This is a genomic window from Pseudoalteromonas sp. '520P1 No. 423' (assembly GCF_001269985.1).
In the GTDB taxonomy this organism is placed as follows: domain Bacteria; phylum Pseudomonadota; class Gammaproteobacteria; order Enterobacterales; family Alteromonadaceae; genus Pseudoalteromonas.
Genome location: NZ_BBZB01000001.1, coordinates 1,167,165 through 1,185,125, shown reverse-complemented (window position 1 = coordinate 1,185,125; position 17,961 = coordinate 1,167,165). Strand labels below are relative to the sequence as shown.

The following is a 17,961-nucleotide window of genomic DNA, read 5'->3' as shown; positions in this document are numbered from 1 at the left end:
AGTTTACACTGAGGTTAAAATGGCAAAGCGCCAGCTAAAAGAAAAAGGTCAACGTACTGTATTAGGATTCGATTTTGGTACTAAAAGTATCGGTATTGCTGTGGGCCAAGAAGTTACCGGTTCTGCATCACCATTATGCGCAATTAAAGCACAAGATGGCATCCCTAATTGGGATGAGATAAAAGTGATTGTTGATGAATGGTTACCTGACTTAATTGTAGTAGGTTTACCTTTAAATATGGACGGCAGCAATCAACAAGTAACCTTTCAAGCCAAAAAATTTGCTAACCGCTTACATAATAAACATGGTTTACCTGTTGAAACACAGGATGAACGATTAACCACTACAGATGCAAAGTCGCAACTTTTTGAACACGGCGGTTATAAAAACCTAAAGAAAGGCAATGTAGATAGTATGTCAGCTAGAATAATCTTAGAAAGTTTTTTTGAAAATCAATGGGGTTAGTTACTGGTTTAAAATTTTCACACTGCCCTTTTTAGGAATAAAACCCGCCTCTCTATAAGCTTGCATAATCAAGCCTTTTACTCTTAGCTTATCAAGTCCAATTTGCATTGCTTGATAAGCTAAAAAACCATCAGGATGCTTTTTACTAATAACAAAGTGGCGACTATCATCAAGCATAATTGCAATGTCCGGTACGGCTTTTAACTCTATGCTTTCGAGTTTATATATATTATCTCTTGCGGGCATAAATGGCATTAGCATAAAGTCAGCCCACTTTAAGTTAACCATACGTGTTTGCCCTAACCATTCATGCTCTTGAAAGACTTCTTTTAGAGGTAAATCCATTAAGGTTTGCCAATCCGTACGCCACCTAGGCGTAGAAACTGATGTTAAACCTTTAAAGTCAGATAAAGACTTTATTGAAAATACCTTTTCATTGCTCGGATTTGAATATACACCAGCAAGATATTCACCTCTGTTAATTACCGGATCTGAAATATATACCTTTTCATTCAGTTGCAGTGCATCTGCTAACCAGTATGTATCAAAGCTAAGTAACAATGCTCCTTGCTCTAATAACTTGGTATTTCTAAAGTTAATTTTACCCACTTTATATTTAAAGGGTTTATGAAAGCCACCTAATTTAAGCGCTTGTTGTGCGATTATCATATCAACCACATCACGCCTAATTTTATGACCACTGAAAGAGGTGATTTCTAAAGGATCTCGACCGGCTAAAAAACTGGTGTAATCCTCATATACATCGTCACGTAAAAACATTTTAATTTTTTTTTCATCAACAGCCAGACATGTATTTAGGCTACTGAATATATAAATGAGCAAAACTAAAATCGCTTTATAAATCACAAACCTCACCATTAAATAAATATCTGTTTAAAAAGTATAAACCCAAATATGCATAAAAGAAAAGCTCATTTAAAAATGAGCTTAAAATATTTTAAATAAAAAAATCAGCAACTTAAATTAAAACCTAAGGGTTATCATCACCTAAACCATCAACAGTAACACCTTGTAAGAAGCCTGCCCCCTGCTGATCGTTATTTCTAAGTTTGATCATAAGTCTTAAATCATTTGGTGAATCAGCATGATGCAATGCATCAGCATAATTGATCCTTTGATTTTGGTAATGATCAAACAATGCCTGATCAAAAGTCTGCATACCCATTTCACGAGACTTAGACATAGTTTCTTTAATACCGCCAATATCACCTTTTTTCACTAACTCAGCAATCATAGGTGAGTTTAACAATACTTCAATCGCTGCGACACGACCTTTACCGTCGGATGTTGGAATTAATTGCTGTGCAACAATGCCTCGTAAATTAAGTGCTAAATCATATTTTAATTTATCATGCTTCTCTTTTGGCACTAAATGCATAATACGGTCAATTGCTTGGTTCGCATTATTTGCATGTAGTGTAGCAACACATAAATGGCCTGTTTCAGCAAAGCTTAATGCATATTCCATCGTCTCTTGAGAGCGTATTTCACCTATTAGTATTACATCTGGTGCCTGGCGTAATGAGCTTTTTAATGCCGCATCAAAGCTCTCTGTGTCTAAACCCACTTCCCTTTGCGTCACGATACTTTTTTCATGTTCATGCACAAATTCAATCGGATCTTCAATTGTCAGAATATGGCCTTTGTGATTACGGTTTCTATAACCTAACAAAGCCGCTAATGATGTAGATTTACCAGTACCCGTACCACCAACAAATAACATTAAGCCTTTTTTTGCCATGATCAAGTCAGTTAATACCGATGGTAAACCAAGATCAGCAACATCAGGGATCGTAGTGACGATTCGACGAATAACCATTCCCGCCTTATCTCTTTGCCAAAATGCCGAGATCCTAAAACGCCCTTCATCAGTAGCTATTGCAAAATTACATTCTTTTGTAGAATGAAATTCAGCTTTTTGCTTTTCACTCATAGCCGATTCGACCAAAGATAAAGATTCATCTTCAGTTAGTTCATGGTCATCTAAAGGTGTTAGTTCGCCATTTATTTTTGCACTGACCGGCAACAGACTAGATACAAAGACATCTGATGCATCTGCTTCACACATTTTTGCTAAATAATAGTTTAAATTACCCGGTTCCATTTACATTCCCCCTGAGGAGCTAAATTGAGATTTATCATGTGCTTTTGCAGCCGCTGCAGATTGGCTCACTAAACCTCTATTTAGTAAGTTTGTTAAACATTGATCCATGGTTTGCATACCAAAACCAGCACCTGTTTGTATTGAAGAGTACATTTGAGCAATTTTATCCTCACGAATAAGGTTTCGAATAGCTGGAATACCTATCATGATTTCATGTGCTGCAACTCGACCACCACCAGTTTTCTTTAGCAGTGTTTGTGAAATAACGGCACGTAATGATTCAGATAACATAGAACGTACCATAGATTTCTCTGCTGCCGGAAAAACATCAATAATACGGTCAATGGTTTTTGGTGCAGAGGTTGTATGTAAGGTACCAAACACTAAATGACCAGTTTCAGCTGCAGTCATCGCTAAACGAATTGTTTCTAAATCACGTAGCTCACCAACTAGAATTACATCTGGATCTTCACGTAATGCAGATCTAAGCGCTGCATTAAAGCTTTTGGTATCTCTATGAACTTCCCTTTGATTGATCAAGCTTAGTTTATTTTTATGAACAAATTCGATTGGATCTTCAATTGTTAAAATATGATCGTGTCGTGTCGCATTAATATAATCAACCATACCTGCTAATGTTGTTGATTTACCTGAACCTGTAGGTCCTGTTACTAATACCAAACCCCTTGGGTTATCTGATATTTCTTTAAATATTTCTGGTGCGCCTAAATCTTCTAAAGATAATATTTCACTTGGGATAGTACGAAATACAGCTGCAGGACCTCTATTTGTGTTAAATGCATTTACACGAAAACGCGCTAAATTTGGTACTTCAAAAGAAAAGTCACATTCTAAGTTTTCTTCGTATTCTTTGCGTTGTTTATCGCTCATAATGTCATAAACTAACCCATTGACATCTTTGGCTTCTAAAGCTGGAATATTGACACGCCTAACATCACCGTCAACGCGTATCATAGGAGATACATCTGACGATAAATGTAAATCTGAAGAATTATGTTGCACACTAAAGGCCAATAATTCGGTAATATCCATGGGTAAACTCCGAGAACTAATAAATTTAGATATAAGTATATGATTACAATAGCAGAACGACTGGATTCCGCCTATGGTAGAATCAAAGAAGCAGTAAAAAAGTTTAACCGCCCAGAACAAAGTATTACTTTGCTAGCAGTGAGTAAAACTAAGCCAATAGATCTTATTTTAGATGCATATGAGGCTGGCCACAGAAAATTTGGTGAATCTTATGTTCAAGAGTCTGTTGAAAAAATTGAAAAGCTCGCGCATCTTGATGGTATTCAATGGCATTTTATAGGTCCGATACAATCAAATAAAACCAAATTAATTGCAAATAATTTTTCTTGGGTGCAAAGTATCGACAGATTAAAAATAGTAAAACGCTTAAGTGATCAAAGAGCCACCGAATTACCGCCTCTTAATGTATTAATACAGGTCAACATCAGTGACGAGGCATCGAAATCCGGCTGTACATTAGCAGAAGTAAACCAACTGGCACTCAGTATCCATGCCTTAGATAATATAAAGCTCAGAGGATTAATGGCAATCCCTGAGAAAAAAGAATCATTAGAGCAACAAATCCAGGCTTTTAGTCAGTTAAAAACTTGCTTTGATGCGTTACAGACCCAATATAAAGAGATTGATACACTATCTATGGGCATGAGTGCAGATTTAGAAGCAGCCATCGCTGCAGGCTCAACTATGGTAAGAATTGGTACAGACATTTTTGGTGCAAGAAGTTAAGGTTTATAAATGACAGACAGAACCATCGCCTTTATTGGCACAGGCAATATGAGTTACGCAATTATCAGTGGCATGATTAAAAATGGTTTTGATAAAAGCCGTATTATCGCAACTAATCGCAACAGTGAAAAATTAGCAAAAGTAGCCAAAGAATTAGCAATATCAACTGATACTGATAACTTAGCTGCATTAGCAAAAGCAGATGTGATTGTACTGAGTGTAAAACCACAAATGATGGCTGATTTATGTAAAACCTTTGTTGATTCTGGCATAGATATCAGTAAAAAATTATTTATTTCTGTCGCTGCAGGTTTAACAATTGAAAGATTACAACAAATGTTAGCTCAAAAAGTGACTATGATACGTTGTATGCCTAATACGCCTTGTTTATTAGGTAAAGGTGTATCTGGACTTTATACTCAAAATGCAACTGATGAAGAACGCGCTTTTACACAAAGCGTATTTGAAAATACGGGTATCGTTACTTGGCTTGAAAAAGAAGCTGATATTAATAATATTACAGCCGTAACGGGTTCATCACCGGCTTATTTCTTTTTGTTTATGGAAGCCATAGAACAAAAAGCAAAAGCGTTAGGGTTTAGTGATGAACAAGCAAAACAGCTAGTGCAGCAAACAGCTTTAGGTGCTGCGCAAATGGTAGCGTCTCAAGATATTTCAATCTCTACTTTACGTGCTAACGTGACATCTAAAAATGGCACTACTGCTGCTGCGATTGCTCAGTTTGAACAAAGTGGTTTAGTACAAAGTGTTTCAGATGCAATGGATAAGTGTATTGCGCGCGCACAAGAAATGGAACAAGAACTTTAACAAGCTCTGTAGTTAAAGAGCACAGAAAATAAAACAGGTAACCAATGAATGCATTTAAATTTTTAATTGAAATCGCCTTTGATTTGTTTTTAATGGTGGTTTTACTTCGTTTTTGGCTACAACTTGCAAAAGCTGATTTTTATAACCCTTTAAGCCAATTTATCGTAAAGGCAACTTCACCTTTAGTGAATCCATTACGTAAAGTCATTCCTGGCTTTGCAGGGATAGATGTTGCTTCTTTGGTATTAGGCTTTTTAATCGCTTTTGCTAAAGTAAGTGTTGTAATGTTAATGATTTATGGCACATGGGAGCCTATCAGTGCATTAATCGGATCTGGTATTACACTTGTTAAAGAAGCGGTAAAATTAGTATTTTGGGTGTTGATTATCCGTGCAATTTTAAGCTGGGTAAGCCAAGGAAATAATCCTATGGAGGCTGTATTCCATCAACTAACAGAACCTATGCTTAGACCAATTCGAAAAATCATTCCTCCTATTGGTGGCTTAGATTTATCTGTATTAGTATTAATTATCGGTATTCAGTTTATTCAAATTTTGTTTATGGATTTATTTAAATAAACCCAATATAAATCATTTTTAAAGAGGCGCTAAAAATAGCGCCTCTTTGCTCTATTTTCCCACCAAAAGTTATTTAATCTATAAAAAATAACAAGATAAAAATCATTCCTGATACTATAATCAGAACAAAGCCACTATGGCAACTCACTCATAAAGCCAATGTCGATGGAGACACCCAATGATAAAGTTCAATCATGTCATTTTGCTATTTGTAACTTTCTTTTTATTTTCCGCTTTTACGCAAGCCAGTGATCAAGGTGGCCAATTTAAAACCTTAGGCAATTGGGATGTGCATTACATCGCTTTTCCATCTACTTTTTTACAACCTAAAATAGCAAAACATTACGGTATTGAACGCAGTGGTTATGCTGGTGTAGTTAATATTTCTGTATTAGATAATCGCACTAAAGATACACCCGCACAAAAGGTGAAAATAATCGGTGTGGCAAGAAACTTAATAGGTCATCGTATAGAGATGGAATTTCAAGAAATTGTTGAAGGCGACTCAGTGTATTACATCGCACCAATCAAATACCGCAATGAAGAAACTTATCGCTTTGAATTAGAAATAAGCCAAGGTAAAAACTTTAAAAAATTGAAGTTTCAGCAAAAGTTTTATGTGGACTAATAAAAATATGCCCGTTTCACTTCGTGAAACGGGCATATTTAATTTAGAATTGCCATATTTTTAATTCTGACAATCCTGTTTCTAACAAATTATTTAATTGTACTTCTATGTTTTCGCTATTTTCAAACTCAAAAGCATCTAACTGCTCATCAAAAGAAAAAGTCGCATAACCATTTCGGCCATTATCTTTTACGCGATGCAAAGCCAAATCAGCTATATTAATAGACGTTTCCCAGCCAATGATTTGCCCACCTAATAATGGTAATGGATAAAAAGCCCAACCCATAGAGCTAGTCAAATGAATAGCTTTACCATTTGGTAACTTAAAGTTGTCTTGTGCAATGGTTTGCCCTAAACGTTTTACATAACGTGTTATTGCATCACGCCTCATATCTCTTAGTAATAATAAGAACTCATCACCACTCCAGCGTACAATATAATCCGAGCCTTGCGTTTTACTATTAAGCAAAGCTGCAACTTGCTGTAAGCAGCTATCACCGGCCATAGGACCGTAAGTATCATTTACCCGACTAAAGTCATCTAAATTAATAATAAGCAGCGCCATCGCCTTACCCTGCTCTTCTATGCTTGCTCTATTTCGCTGGAAATGCTCAATATCTTTAGGCAATTGATCAAATAAGAATCGACGACTTCTTAAACCTGTTAACTCATCATTATGGCTCACTTCTTTTAGCTGAGAGTTAGCATTATTTAATTTATCATTGGCAGACTTTAATTCTTGAGTTCGGGTTTCTACCTGCTTTTCTAATTCAATTTGTTTTCTACGCTCTTGGGCACGATATATCCAAAACAATAGATAAAATACCAGAAAGAAAATTGAAATAATCATTAAACGAAAATAAACGGTTTCATCAAACGTTTTTGGGACTACAAATACAACCTCAGTATCTATCGCATCATCCCAAGACTCACTGACACGTTTAACTGATAGCTCAAAAACAAAAGTACCCGGTGATAAGTTAGTGTAAATCGCTTCCCGGCGCATTTTGGCATAACGCCAATCATTATCTAATCCTAATAATTTATATCTAAACTCTATGCTTTTTGGTGCTGAATAATCTATTGCCGTGTACTTAATCGTCACATTACGTTCATCGGTATCTAATACTGTTTTATCATCATTAATAAAACCAATGGATCTTTTGTCGGTAATGATGCTTTCAATATGTGGTGTTAATGCTTCTGAACCAAATAGCACTATATTTTTAGGTACTTCTACCAAACCTTTCAAACTTGGGTACCATAACGAACCTTTTTGATCTGCAACCGCATCATGACCATAACCAGCACAACATTGGCTTGGTTTACCATCTAATTGACGATCTAGAGAGGTGATCACTTGCTCTGCTTTTAAGCTATCTAGAGCTTTAGGGAATTGGATAACAGGTAAGCGATATACACCTTTAAGTGTACTAACCCAAAGTTGTTGTAAATTTCCATCAAAGTGCAAACTAAAAATTGGGCCATAAGGTAAACCGTTTGAAATATCAAACTGGCGCCACTGCTTTTTTAGATCTCGATAAAACAAACCATCATTTAAAGTACCAATAAAAGTACCTACTTCAGCCACTTCTAAAATACTCGTAACATAGGCATTTTCAAGTGCTGTTGAACTACCTGTGCGCTCTATGCCTTTATCTGTAAAATAATAAGCGCCTTTACTTGTTCCAAGCCAACCATAGGTGCCTTTATCCATGACATAAGTAATAAACTTACTATCCAAAAATGCATTATAAACAAAAGGTTTTAAACCACTATATGCTTGGCGAAACAATCCGCGTGCAGTTCCTATCCAAATTCCGCCACTAGATGAAGGCGCTAAAGCTAATACAGGGTTATAACGCAAAGCTCTTCCCGGTAAGGTTTCTACTTTTCCGTCTTGATAATAAACAACACCCCGATCGGTTCCTAAATATAGTCTTGAACCTTGAAAGAACATATCATTAATAGATGAACGCTCTAGTTCAGAAAGAGGGATTTCATTTACATATTCGTTATTTGCATCAAAATAACCAACACCACTTCGTGTTGCTGCCCAAAGATGACCATCTGGAGATAAAGTCACCGCCATTATGGCTTCAGTGAGACCTGCTGTTGTTTTATGGCGCTTAATGTTACCAGCATGTACTTTCCACAAACCTTCACTGAGACTGGTTAACCAAATATTTTTTTCACGATCTTGAAATATATCTGAAAACCAAATATTTTGCCCCAATTGTGTAGGCTCAATCCACTGCCATTCACCTGAATCATCGCGATAAAATAGCCGCCCATATGATGAGACCCACAGGGCACCATCAGCATCACTCATGAATTTATAAACAGCTTTATTACTACTGTGAGGCAGTGCAAATGGCCTTAACTCTTCATCGACATCTAAAAAATTTGCACCTAAAAAATCAAGAAAATAAGCACCCAGCTCTGAGGCTAAATAAAGGTTGCCATCAATCCATGACAAATCATAAACAATTGCTTGCCCTAAGCGTTCGGGTAGAGATACTTTTGCTGTAATTTCAAGGCGAAGTGCTGCACCAGGATCATCAGAAAGATTAGTTAAACGTAATAAAAAGCGATTATTTATCAGCCAAATTCCTTCTGGTGATAATGCCATTTTATTTACTGAGCCAATTAGCTGACTAATTGCATTTTGCTTTTCTCTATCTGAACGGTAACGTCCTTGAGGGTCTACCCAATCTCGATTAGAAGAAATACCACTAATGATTTGATTTAAAGATTTAAACTTATCTTGAGAAAATAAATACAAGCCATTTGCAGCAATCCAAATGCGATTATCATTATCTTCTAAAATATCTCGAACTGGACCTTTGACATTATATTTTGTAAAGCTAAGTGATTTAGGGTCTAATTTAACTAATCCTTTTTTTGTGCCAACCCATAATAAACCATCACGATCTAACATCAGTTTCTTAATAGAGTTACTTGGTAAAAATTTTGAATTAGAAGTTGTGAAATTGGTAAATTGCTGTCCATCAAAGCGGCTAAGACCAAACTGTGTACCGATCCAAATATAGCCTTGTTTGTCTTGTACAACACTTTTTAAAGACTGAGATGCTAAGCCATCTAACGTACTCCATTGCTTTACAACATAATCATTAATTGAAGCAAAGGCACCTAAACTTATTGCATTTAACAGTATAAAAATAAATACAAAAAAGCTAGATCTCACATATTGTTTGATCACTTAACATCTTCTTTTATTGTGATCTTAAAAACCCTAACCATGTTTTTTGATTATGATTTTTAAGATTATTAATCCTAATTAAAGCTATTTATACTAAATAACCCGCTTTAATTAAAGCTTGCAAGCAAATTAATGAAAAAATACCAGCAAGTACATCATCTATCATAATGCCAAAACCACCAGATACTTTTTTATCAAGCCACCTGATAGGTCCTGGTTTTGCGATATCAAAAAAGCGAAATAGTACAAAACCAACAAGCAAAGTCTGCCAACTAATAACCGCGCCTATCATAGTAATATAATAGCCAGCCACTTCATCCCAAACTATTGCACCATGATCATGCACACCCACATCATCAGCTGTTTTACCACATAACCAAATACCAACCACACTGATAACGAGAGCTGTGAGTATCTGCACAACAATCCCATATTGCGCTGTTAAAAATATAAATGGTAATGCGGCAAAGGTACCAAATGTACCTGGTGCCTTAGGTGCTAATCCTAAACCAAACCCCAGCGCCAAAAATTGATGTGGTTTTTTTAAATTAAATTGGCTTTTTGTACTCAAAACTCACCCTTATTAAAAATGTTGATAACCTTTTTCGTTAATCTCAAAGCGCTCTTCATTTTTAAGTAACTCAATTTCACCTGCATTGCCTTTAATTTGCCCAATGCAAACAGCCTCAACACCATACTGGCGCAAATTAATTTCAAGCATACCTTTGTTATCTTCTGGAACAGTAAACAATAACTCATAATCATCACCATAAGCTAAGGCATAGGGTAAGTATTCATCTTGTGTCAAAGCTTCTTTTAATACATCTGAAACAGGTACTTTTTCAACATCAATAATTGCGCCGACACCTGATAAATCAAGAATGTGTTGAATATCCGCAATTAAACCATCAGAAATATCAATAGCAGATGATGCCAAACCACGTAATACTTGGCCAGCAGCAACTCTAGGACTTGGGTATTCAAAACGTTTTTTAACGGCTTCTAACTGTCTTGGTGACAGGTTGTGTTTACCCTTTTGAGCTTCAATAGCAACACCTGAATCACCTAATGGACCAGATACATAGATCCAATCGCCATTTTTAGCACCTGAGCGTTTTAGCGACTTTCCTTTAGGTACAGTGCCTTTAGCACATACAGAAATTGTCAAAGGCCCTTTGGTTGTATCACCACCTATGATCTGAACATTAAAGTATTCAGCAATTTCATGCATACCAGCAGTAAACTCTTCCAACCAGTGAATATCAGCTTCAGGTAATGTTAATGCTAAAGAGATCCAAGCGGGTTCTGCTCCCATAGCCGCTAAATCACTTAAATTTACAGCTAATGCTCTATGCCCTAAAGCACGCGGATCCATATCAGGAAAAAAATGCACGCCTGAAATAAGCGTATCAGTTGTTACAACTAATTGACAGTTTTCAGGTACAGTTACAACTGCGCCATCATCACCTATGCCTAAATCAACATCTTTACGGGTAATACCGTTATTCTTAAAAAAACGGCTGATTAATTCAAATTCGTCCATACACAAAAAAGCCGGCTGTGGCCGGCTCCCTTAATTAGTAAATTTATTCTCAGGGACTAAGCTCGTAAATCTTTAACAGCTTTATCTAAAACACCGTTAACAAATTTATGACTGTCTTCAGCACCAAATAACTTAGCTAGTTCAATTGATTCATTGATTGCTACTTTATATGGGACATCTTCACGGAATTTAAGTTCATATCCAGATAAACGTAAAATCGCTTTTTCAACCATATCTAAGTCATCAAAAGGACGTGCTAAATGAGGTAATAAAAGCTCATCTAACTGTGCATGATGTACAGAAACACCACGTGCTAAGTCTTTGAAGTACTCAACATCCATTTTAGTAACATCATTTTCTAAAAGCATATGTTGTTCAATCGTAGCAATTGCGTTACCGCTTAATTGCCAAGAATAAATTGCTTGCAACGCTAATACGCGTGCTTTACGTCTTGCAGCTGGTTTCACTAGGAATCCTTAAATTTTATCTAATACATTAACCATTTCTAGCGCACCTAAAGCAGCTTCGCCACCTTTGTTGCCCATTTTAGTACCTGCACGCTCAATCGCTTGCTCTATGCTTTCTGTTGTTAGTACACCAAATGCAACAGGAATATCATAGTTTAGAGATACTTGCGCTAAGCCTTTATTTGACTCACCAGCTACTAAATCGAAATGTGGTGTGCCACCTCGGATCACTACACCTAATGCAATTATTGCATCATATTCTTTTTTAGCTGCGACACGTTGTGCAGCTAATGGAAGCTCTACAGCACCTGGTACATAAACAACTGTAATATCGTCGTCACTTACATTACCAGTGCGTTTTAATACGTCTACCGCACCTTGCAATAAACTACTTCCGATAAAATCATTAAAACGAGAAATAACAATGGCAAATTTTTTGCCTGGGCACTGCATATTGCCTTCAATAATTTTCATTTATAACCTCTGAAATTGGGTTTATAGCTAGCGCGATAGCGCTATAAATAATCTGGCCCGCATTGTAACACAAAAAAACGGCTGAATTTAAATTAGCCGTTTAAATTTTTATCTAATAAAGATTAAGCTTTTGGAGGCTCAACATATTCAACTACTTCTAAGCCAAAACCTGAAATAGCATGATATTTTTTAGGTAAGCTCATTAAGCGCATTTTATGAATGCCTAAATCTGCTAAGATTTGAGAACCCACACCCACAGTACGTGATGTACCTTGGAATTTTTGTAACTGACCTGACTCACCTTTGTCTTGTGCTTCAAAAGATTTTACGATGTTTGTTAGCTCATCAGTTGATTCTTGGCGACCTAAGATCACTAAAGCTCCGCCTTGTTCTGCAATATATTTCATAGCAGAATTAAGTGTCCAGCTGCGATCAGCAACACGATCTGATTGTAAAATATCATTAAAAGTACTTTGTAAATGCACACGTACTAAAGTTGATTCATCTTGTTTTACTTCACCATTAAGTAATACATAATGTAATTGGTTGTCGATCGTATCTTGGTAAGTTACCAGATCAAAGTCACCATATTCAGTTGGTAATTTACATTTAGCAACACGCTCAATGGTCGCTTCATTTAAGTTACGATACTCAATTAAGTCAGCGATAGTACCGATTTTAAGTTCGTGTTCTTTAGCAAAGATCTCTAAATCTGGACGTCGTGCCATAGTGCCATCTGCATTAAGTATCTCAACAATAACAGATGATGGCTCACAGCCCGCTAAACGTGCAATATCACAGCCAGCTTCAGTGTGCCCAGCACGTGTTAAAACGCCACCAGCTTGCGCCATAATTGGAAAAATATGACCAGGTTGTACGATATCTTCTGGCACTGCGCCTTTTGCAATGGCAGCTTGTACTGTACGAGCACGATCTGCTGCAGAAATACCTGTTGTTACACCTTTTGATGCTTCAATTGACATTGTAAAGTTTGTAGAGAAAGCTGCGCCATTTTGGCTTACCATTAATGGTAATTTAAGCTGTTCACAACGGTCTTGTGTTAATGTTAAACAAATTAAACCTCGACCATGAGTTGCCATAAAGTTGATTGCATCGGCACTAATATGCTCTGATGCCATGATTAAATCACCTTCATTTTCTCTATCTTCGTCATCCATAAGGATAACCATTTTTCCTAGTCGAATATCTTCTATTATTTCTGCTGCACTGTTTAGATTCATTGGTAACTCGCCACTTCTTATTTGATAAAGCCAGCTTGAGCTAATAGATCAAGCGATACGTTGTCTGGGGCACTTTTAGGTGCATTGTGTTCTGTTTTTGGTGCTAAGATCAATCTTTCTAAATATCTTGCAAGTTGATCAACTTCTAAATTAACCGATGTACCGACTTCAAAATCAGCAATCCTTGTTTGCTCTGCAGTATGTGGCACGATAGTTAACTTAAAACGATTATTTGTTTCTTCATCAGGGGCTGCATTAACGGTTAAACTGATCCCATCAATACATACTGAACCTTTATAAGGAATATACTTTAAAAGCTGACTAGGTGCTGATAACCAATAATCGGTTGCTCGTGCATTTTGTTCCACTGCAACGATTTTTGCAATACCATCAATATGACCTGACACTAAATGACCGCCTAATCTAGAGCTAGGTGTAAGTGCTTTTTCTAAATTTACTTTTTGCCCCATTTTATAATGTGCAAAGCCTGTTAACTCTAATGTTTCTTTTGAAACATCAGCGCTAAATGTATTTTGTTGTAATGAAACAACAGTCAAACATACGCCATTTGTTGCTATGCTATCACCTAACTTTACATCACTAAAATCAAGTGTGTCTGTATAAATAGTAACAGCTAAGTCACCGCCTTTATTTTGTAAGGCAGCAATACGACCTGTTGCTTCAACAATACCTGTAAACATGGTTTTACCTTATTTAGCCGACTTCTTTTTTAGAAGAGGCAGTGATTCGTATATCGTCACCTATCATAGTGACATCAGAAAATTTAAGCTGAATAACCTGAGACATATTTTTAAATTCAGGTAAGTTAACCAGACCTTTACTGCAATCACCCATTAATTTAGGTGCAATATAAAAAATATATTGATCAACTAAATCTAATTCTGCAAATTTACCTGCTAATGTATGGCCAGCCTCTAAAAAGAGATTATTAATATTGTGAGAAGCCAAAAGTGTTAATGCAATATTTAAATCTACTTTCCCATCACATTCAGGCACGAGCATATGAGTTACAAAGTGTGGCCATTGTATAGAATTATCAAGCTTAGTTGTTAAAATAATTACTGGGCTCTCAATTTCAAAAAAAGCTAAACTGGGCGTTAATCTGTTTTGCGAGTCAATTACAATGCGTATTGGCTGTCGTAACTCACTTTCATTTATATCTAACTGAGAAAAATCTGTATTTTTTAACTCTTCATAACGCACATTCATTTTAGCATTATCAACAATCACAGTATCCGCACCCGTTAATATTGCACAACTTTTCGCTCTTAAATTTTGCACATCTTTACGTGCATCAGAGCTGGTGATCCACTTACTTTGACCATTTTTTAAAGCTGTTTTACCATCTAGGCTAGATGCAAGCTTACAAGTAACAAAGGGTTTTTCTGTTTTCATTCTAGTTAAAAAACCTGGGTTAAGTGCTATCGCTTCTTGCTCCATTAAACCATACGCGGTTTCAATTCCAGCTTGCTCTAATATTGCCAAGCCTTTTCCGCTTACTTGTGGATTAGGATCAACCATAGCTGCTATAACTTTTATAACACCTGCTTTTTTTAAACCTTCAGCACAAGGCGGCGTACGCCCATAATGACTACAAGGCTCTAAAGTGACATAAGCCGTCGCACCTTGAGTTTTGTCACCCGCCATAGCAATGGCGTTGACTTCCGCATGCCCTTGCCCGGCTTTAACATGATAGCCTTCGCCAACAACTTGATTATTTTTAACTAAAACACAGCCCACATTTGGGTTAGGTGTTGTGGTATAACGACCTTTTTTTGCCAATTCAATAGCTCTGGCCATGTAAATATGGTCTTCAGGAGTAAACTGCACTTTTTATCATTCCTAACAAAATCATTGCCACGCAGTGGCATTAAATAAATTTATGTAGCTAATTTATTCGCCTAAGCGCGCAATTTCTTCACCAAACTCTTTGATATCTTCAAATGAGCGATAAACAGAAGCAAAACGCACATAAGCTACTTTATCTAATTTTTTTAATGAATCCATAATAAATTCACCAACAAGGTGACTGGATATTTCTCTTTCACCTGTGGCTCTTAATCGAGATTTTATTACATGTACTACATCATCTACTTGTTCTGTACTGACAGGTCTTTTTTCTAGCGCACGATTGAGTCCATTTAATAATTTATCTTCATTAAACGGTTCCCTGCTACCATCTTGCTTTACGACACGTGGCATCACCAATTCAGCAGTTTCAAATGTCGTATAACGCTCATGGCAATCATTACATTCGCGACGACGGCGGACTTGATGACCGTTACCTACCAAACGAGAGTCAATCACCTTAGTATCTTTTGCTGAACAAAATGGGCAGTACATAATAAAAATTCTCCGAATGTTTATTTAAGGTCGCTGCGCGACAAAAGAATTAAGGAAATAAAAAATTATTGTAACAAAAGAGTTGCTTTAACTATATTTTTTAGTGAGCAAAGTTTTAATTTTATTTGCAGTATGTGAACCGACACCTTCAACATCCATCAGTTGCAGATCTGTTGCATTAAAAATTTGTTCTATAGAACCAAAATATTCTAGTAATCTTTTCGCTAATTTAGCACCAACATTTGGTAGCCCTTGAATTAGGTGTAATTGCTGAGTTTTAATGCGTTTTGGTTTTCTACCTGCTCGAGTGAGCAGTCTGTTTTTTTCTCTTTTTTGTTTTGCACAATAGATTAATATTTTTGCACTTTCAATTTGATTTGCAGAACGAAGTATTGGTATTTCCATTATTAGAGAAATACTCGCAATTGCCCCTAATACTGCCTCCCTTGAAATATTAAACTTTTTAATATCAGATGCACAACCTTCAAGTAATAATGCAACTTGATAGTCAGATTGCGTTAAACGATACATTTGTGAGAACAAACGCCCATTGCAAAGTGACTGCACAAAATCTGTTATAGATTTTCTTTCAATTAAAACTTCACTATCAAGTAGGTAATCGCCCAGAGATAGTGTCGTTCGACTTAGCTGTATTCTTTCATTTTCAGCAAGGTGATTCAGTAAATGAATGCATTTTTCTCTATGATCAAATGCAATCTGATAATTCCTGTTATCAAACATTTTAATACCACTACGACAGTCCTTTAAATTAACCATAGCTTAAAACAATAAAAGACCACTAAAAGTGGTCTTTTATTTATCACATATTATCTACTCGCCACGCAGTGGCTTTCAATAAAGCTGCGAAGCAGATTTATGCATAAACTGGAAGTTTTGCACAAATCGCTTTAACTTTTTCTTTTACGTCAGCTTGAACAGTAACGTCTTCGATATTATCTAATACGTCACAGATCCAGCCTGCAAGCTCTTTAGATTCAGCTTCTTTAAAACCACGACGCGTGATTGCTGGAGAACCAATACGTAAACCTGAAGTAACAAACGGAGAACGCGGATCGTTAGGTACTGAGTTTTTGTTTACAGTAATGTTTGCATTACCTAAAGCAGCATCAGCATCTTTACCTGTAATATCTTTATCAATAAGATCTAATAAGAATAAGTGGTTTTCAGTTTTACCAGAAACAACTTTGTAGCCACGTTCTTGTAAAACAGCAACCATAGCTTGTGCATTTTTAACAACTTGCGCTTGGTAAGTTTTAAATTCAGGTTGTAAAGCTTCTTTAAAAGCAACCGCTTTAGCAGCGATGATGTGACATAAAGGTCCACCTTGGCCCCCTGGAAAAACTGCGCTGTTTAATTTTTTGTAGATAGCTTCATCGCCACATGCTGAGATGATTAAACCGCCACGTGGACCCGCTAATGTTTTATGTGTTGTAGTTGTTACAACGTGAGCATGCTCAACTGGATTAGGATAAACACCAGCAGCAATAAGACCAGCAACATGAGCCATATCAACGAATAAGTAAGCACCTACTTTGTCAGCGATTTCACGGAATTTAGCCCAATCTACAATACCTGAATATGCAGAAAAACCACCGATGATCATTTTTGGCTTATGCTCTAATGCTAATGCTTCAACTTGTGCGTAATCGATTTCGCCAGTTGTTTCATTTAGTCCGTACTGGACAGCATTGTATAACTTACCTGAGAAACTAACGTGCGAACCGTGAGTTAAGTGACCACCGTGAGCAAGGCTCATGCCTAGAACAGTATCACCCGCTTCTAATAAAGCTAAGAAAACAGCTGCATTTGCTTGAGAACCAGCATGTGGTTGTACGTTTGCGTACTCAGAACCAAATAACGCATTAGCACGATCAATTGCTAACTGCTCAACAACATCAACATGCTCACAACCACCGTAGTAACGCTTACCTGGGTAACCTTCAGCATATTTATTAGTTAACTGAGAACCTTGTGCTTCAAGAACACGCGGGCTACAGTAGTTTTCTGATGCGATAAGTTCAATATGCTCTTCTTGACGAGCGGTTTCTTGTTGAATAGCATCGAATAACTCAGAATCGAAGTCAGCTATGTTCATGTTACGTTCTAACATGGTATCTCCTAATAAAAGATAAAGGTGCAAATATGTACGAAGTTTAAGGTGCTATTGTACGCATTTTATGTGCGTTTGCCCATAGTAAGTACATATGGATTAAGTGAGTATATT

General features: G+C 36.6%; 19 protein-coding genes. 5 read left to right on the top strand and 14 right to left on the bottom strand.

What is annotated here, in order from left to right:
- Positions 1 to 19 precede the first annotated feature (19 nt).
- On the top strand, positions 20 to 466 hold the full coding sequence (gene ruvX / locus PSA_RS05430; RefSeq protein WP_042147476.1) for a Holliday junction resolvase RuvX: 447 nt from the start codon (positions 20 to 22) through the stop codon (positions 464 to 466).
- Here the strand turns inward: ruvX and PSA_RS05425 are convergent, their stop codons facing one another.
- The 3 genes from PSA_RS05425 to PSA_RS05415 all read right to left on the bottom strand — a co-directional run bounded on the left by PSA_RS05425 (position 467) and on the right by PSA_RS05415 (position 3,644).
- Positions 467 to 1,333: a hypothetical protein gene (locus PSA_RS05425; protein ID WP_231665223.1), complete on the bottom strand. Its 867-nt coding sequence runs from the start codon at positions 1,331 to 1,333 to the stop codon at positions 467 to 469.
- Positions 1,334 to 1,457: 124 nt separating this feature from the next.
- On the bottom strand, positions 1,458 to 2,591 hold the full coding sequence (locus PSA_RS05420) for a PilT/PilU family type 4a pilus ATPase (RefSeq protein WP_042147473.1): 1,134 nt from the start codon (positions 2,589 to 2,591) through the stop codon (positions 1,458 to 1,460).
- The gene (locus tag PSA_RS05415) at positions 2,592 to 3,644 is read right to left on the bottom strand and encodes a type IV pilus twitching motility protein PilT (RefSeq protein ID WP_042147469.1); all 1,053 of its coding nucleotides are present in this window, start codon (positions 3,642 to 3,644) and stop codon (positions 2,592 to 2,594) included.
- 39 nt (positions 3,645 to 3,683) lie between these two features.
- Between PSA_RS05415 and PSA_RS05410 the strand changes: the two genes are divergently transcribed.
- From PSA_RS05410 to PSA_RS05395, 4 genes are all read left to right on the top strand, one after another.
- Positions 3,684 to 4,370 (top strand): YggS family pyridoxal phosphate-dependent enzyme, encoded by a 687-nt coding sequence (locus PSA_RS05410; protein ID WP_042147466.1) that lies wholly within the window; start codon positions 3,684 to 3,686, stop codon positions 4,368 to 4,370.
- 9 nt (positions 4,371 to 4,379) lie between these two features.
- Positions 4,380 to 5,198 carry a pyrroline-5-carboxylate reductase gene (proC, locus tag PSA_RS05405; RefSeq protein WP_042147463.1) on the top strand — a complete coding sequence of 273 codons (819 nt, stop codon included), beginning with the start codon at positions 4,380 to 4,382 and terminating at the stop codon, positions 5,196 to 5,198.
- A 44-nt stretch (positions 5,199 to 5,242) separates the two neighbouring features.
- Positions 5,243 to 5,776 (top strand): YggT family protein, encoded by a 534-nt coding sequence (locus tag PSA_RS05400; protein ID WP_042147460.1) that lies wholly within the window; start codon positions 5,243 to 5,245, stop codon positions 5,774 to 5,776.
- 178 nt (positions 5,777 to 5,954) lie between these two features.
- Positions 5,955 to 6,404, top strand: coding sequence for a DUF4426 domain-containing protein (locus tag PSA_RS05395; protein ID WP_042147457.1), 450 nt, complete (start codon positions 5,955 to 5,957; stop codon positions 6,402 to 6,404).
- Between the two features lie 43 nt (positions 6,405 to 6,447).
- On the opposite strand, the gene PSA_RS05390 is transcribed toward PSA_RS05395, so the two are convergent.
- The 11 genes from PSA_RS05390 to glyA form a co-directional block, all read right to left on the bottom strand.
- On the bottom strand, positions 6,448 to 9,627 hold the full coding sequence (locus PSA_RS05390; RefSeq protein WP_231665222.1) for a ligand-binding sensor domain-containing diguanylate cyclase: 3,180 nt from the start codon (positions 9,625 to 9,627) through the stop codon (positions 6,448 to 6,450).
- Positions 9,628 to 9,715: 88 nt separating this feature from the next.
- On the bottom strand, positions 9,716 to 10,198 hold the full coding sequence (locus PSA_RS05385; RefSeq protein ID WP_042147454.1) for a phosphatidylglycerophosphatase A: 483 nt from the start codon (positions 10,196 to 10,198) through the stop codon (positions 9,716 to 9,718).
- 12 nt (positions 10,199 to 10,210) lie between these two features.
- A complete protein-coding gene (gene thiL, locus PSA_RS05380; protein ID WP_042147451.1) occupies positions 10,211 to 11,170 on the bottom strand; it encodes a thiamine-phosphate kinase in 960 nt (319 codons plus the stop codon).
- A 56-nt stretch (positions 11,171 to 11,226) separates the two neighbouring features.
- The gene (gene nusB, locus PSA_RS05375; RefSeq protein ID WP_042147448.1) at positions 11,227 to 11,637 is read right to left on the bottom strand and encodes a transcription antitermination factor NusB; all 411 of its coding nucleotides are present in this window, start codon (positions 11,635 to 11,637) and stop codon (positions 11,227 to 11,229) included.
- A 9-nt stretch (positions 11,638 to 11,646) separates the two neighbouring features.
- Entirely contained in the window at positions 11,647 to 12,111 is a 465-nt protein-coding gene (gene ribE, locus PSA_RS05370; RefSeq protein WP_042147445.1) for a 6,7-dimethyl-8-ribityllumazine synthase, read from the bottom strand.
- Positions 12,112 to 12,233: 122 nt separating this feature from the next.
- Positions 12,234 to 13,352, bottom strand: coding sequence for a bifunctional 3,4-dihydroxy-2-butanone-4-phosphate synthase/GTP cyclohydrolase II (gene ribBA, locus PSA_RS05365; RefSeq protein ID WP_042147442.1), 1,119 nt, complete (start codon positions 13,350 to 13,352; stop codon positions 12,234 to 12,236).
- A 17-nt stretch (positions 13,353 to 13,369) separates the two neighbouring features.
- Positions 13,370 to 14,053, bottom strand: a complete 684-nt coding sequence (locus PSA_RS05360; protein ID WP_042147439.1) for a riboflavin synthase — start codon at positions 14,051 to 14,053, stop codon at positions 13,370 to 13,372.
- 13 nt (positions 14,054 to 14,066) lie between these two features.
- Positions 14,067 to 15,173 (bottom strand): bifunctional diaminohydroxyphosphoribosylaminopyrimidine deaminase/5-amino-6-(5-phosphoribosylamino)uracil reductase RibD, encoded by a 1,107-nt coding sequence (gene ribD / locus PSA_RS05355; RefSeq protein WP_042147572.1) that lies wholly within the window; start codon positions 15,171 to 15,173, stop codon positions 14,067 to 14,069.
- 93 nt (positions 15,174 to 15,266) lie between these two features.
- Positions 15,267 to 15,716, bottom strand: coding sequence for a transcriptional regulator NrdR (gene nrdR, locus PSA_RS05350; RefSeq protein ID WP_042147436.1), 450 nt, complete (start codon positions 15,714 to 15,716; stop codon positions 15,267 to 15,269).
- An 87-nt stretch (positions 15,717 to 15,803) separates the two neighbouring features.
- On the bottom strand, positions 15,804 to 16,457 hold the full coding sequence (locus tag PSA_RS05345) for an ERCC4 domain-containing protein (protein ID WP_042147433.1): 654 nt from the start codon (positions 16,455 to 16,457) through the stop codon (positions 15,804 to 15,806).
- 133 nt (positions 16,458 to 16,590) lie between these two features.
- Positions 16,591 to 17,847, bottom strand: coding sequence for a serine hydroxymethyltransferase (gene glyA, locus PSA_RS05340; protein ID WP_042147430.1), 1,257 nt, complete (start codon positions 17,845 to 17,847; stop codon positions 16,591 to 16,593).
- Between the last annotated feature and the right edge of the window lie 114 nt (positions 17,848 to 17,961).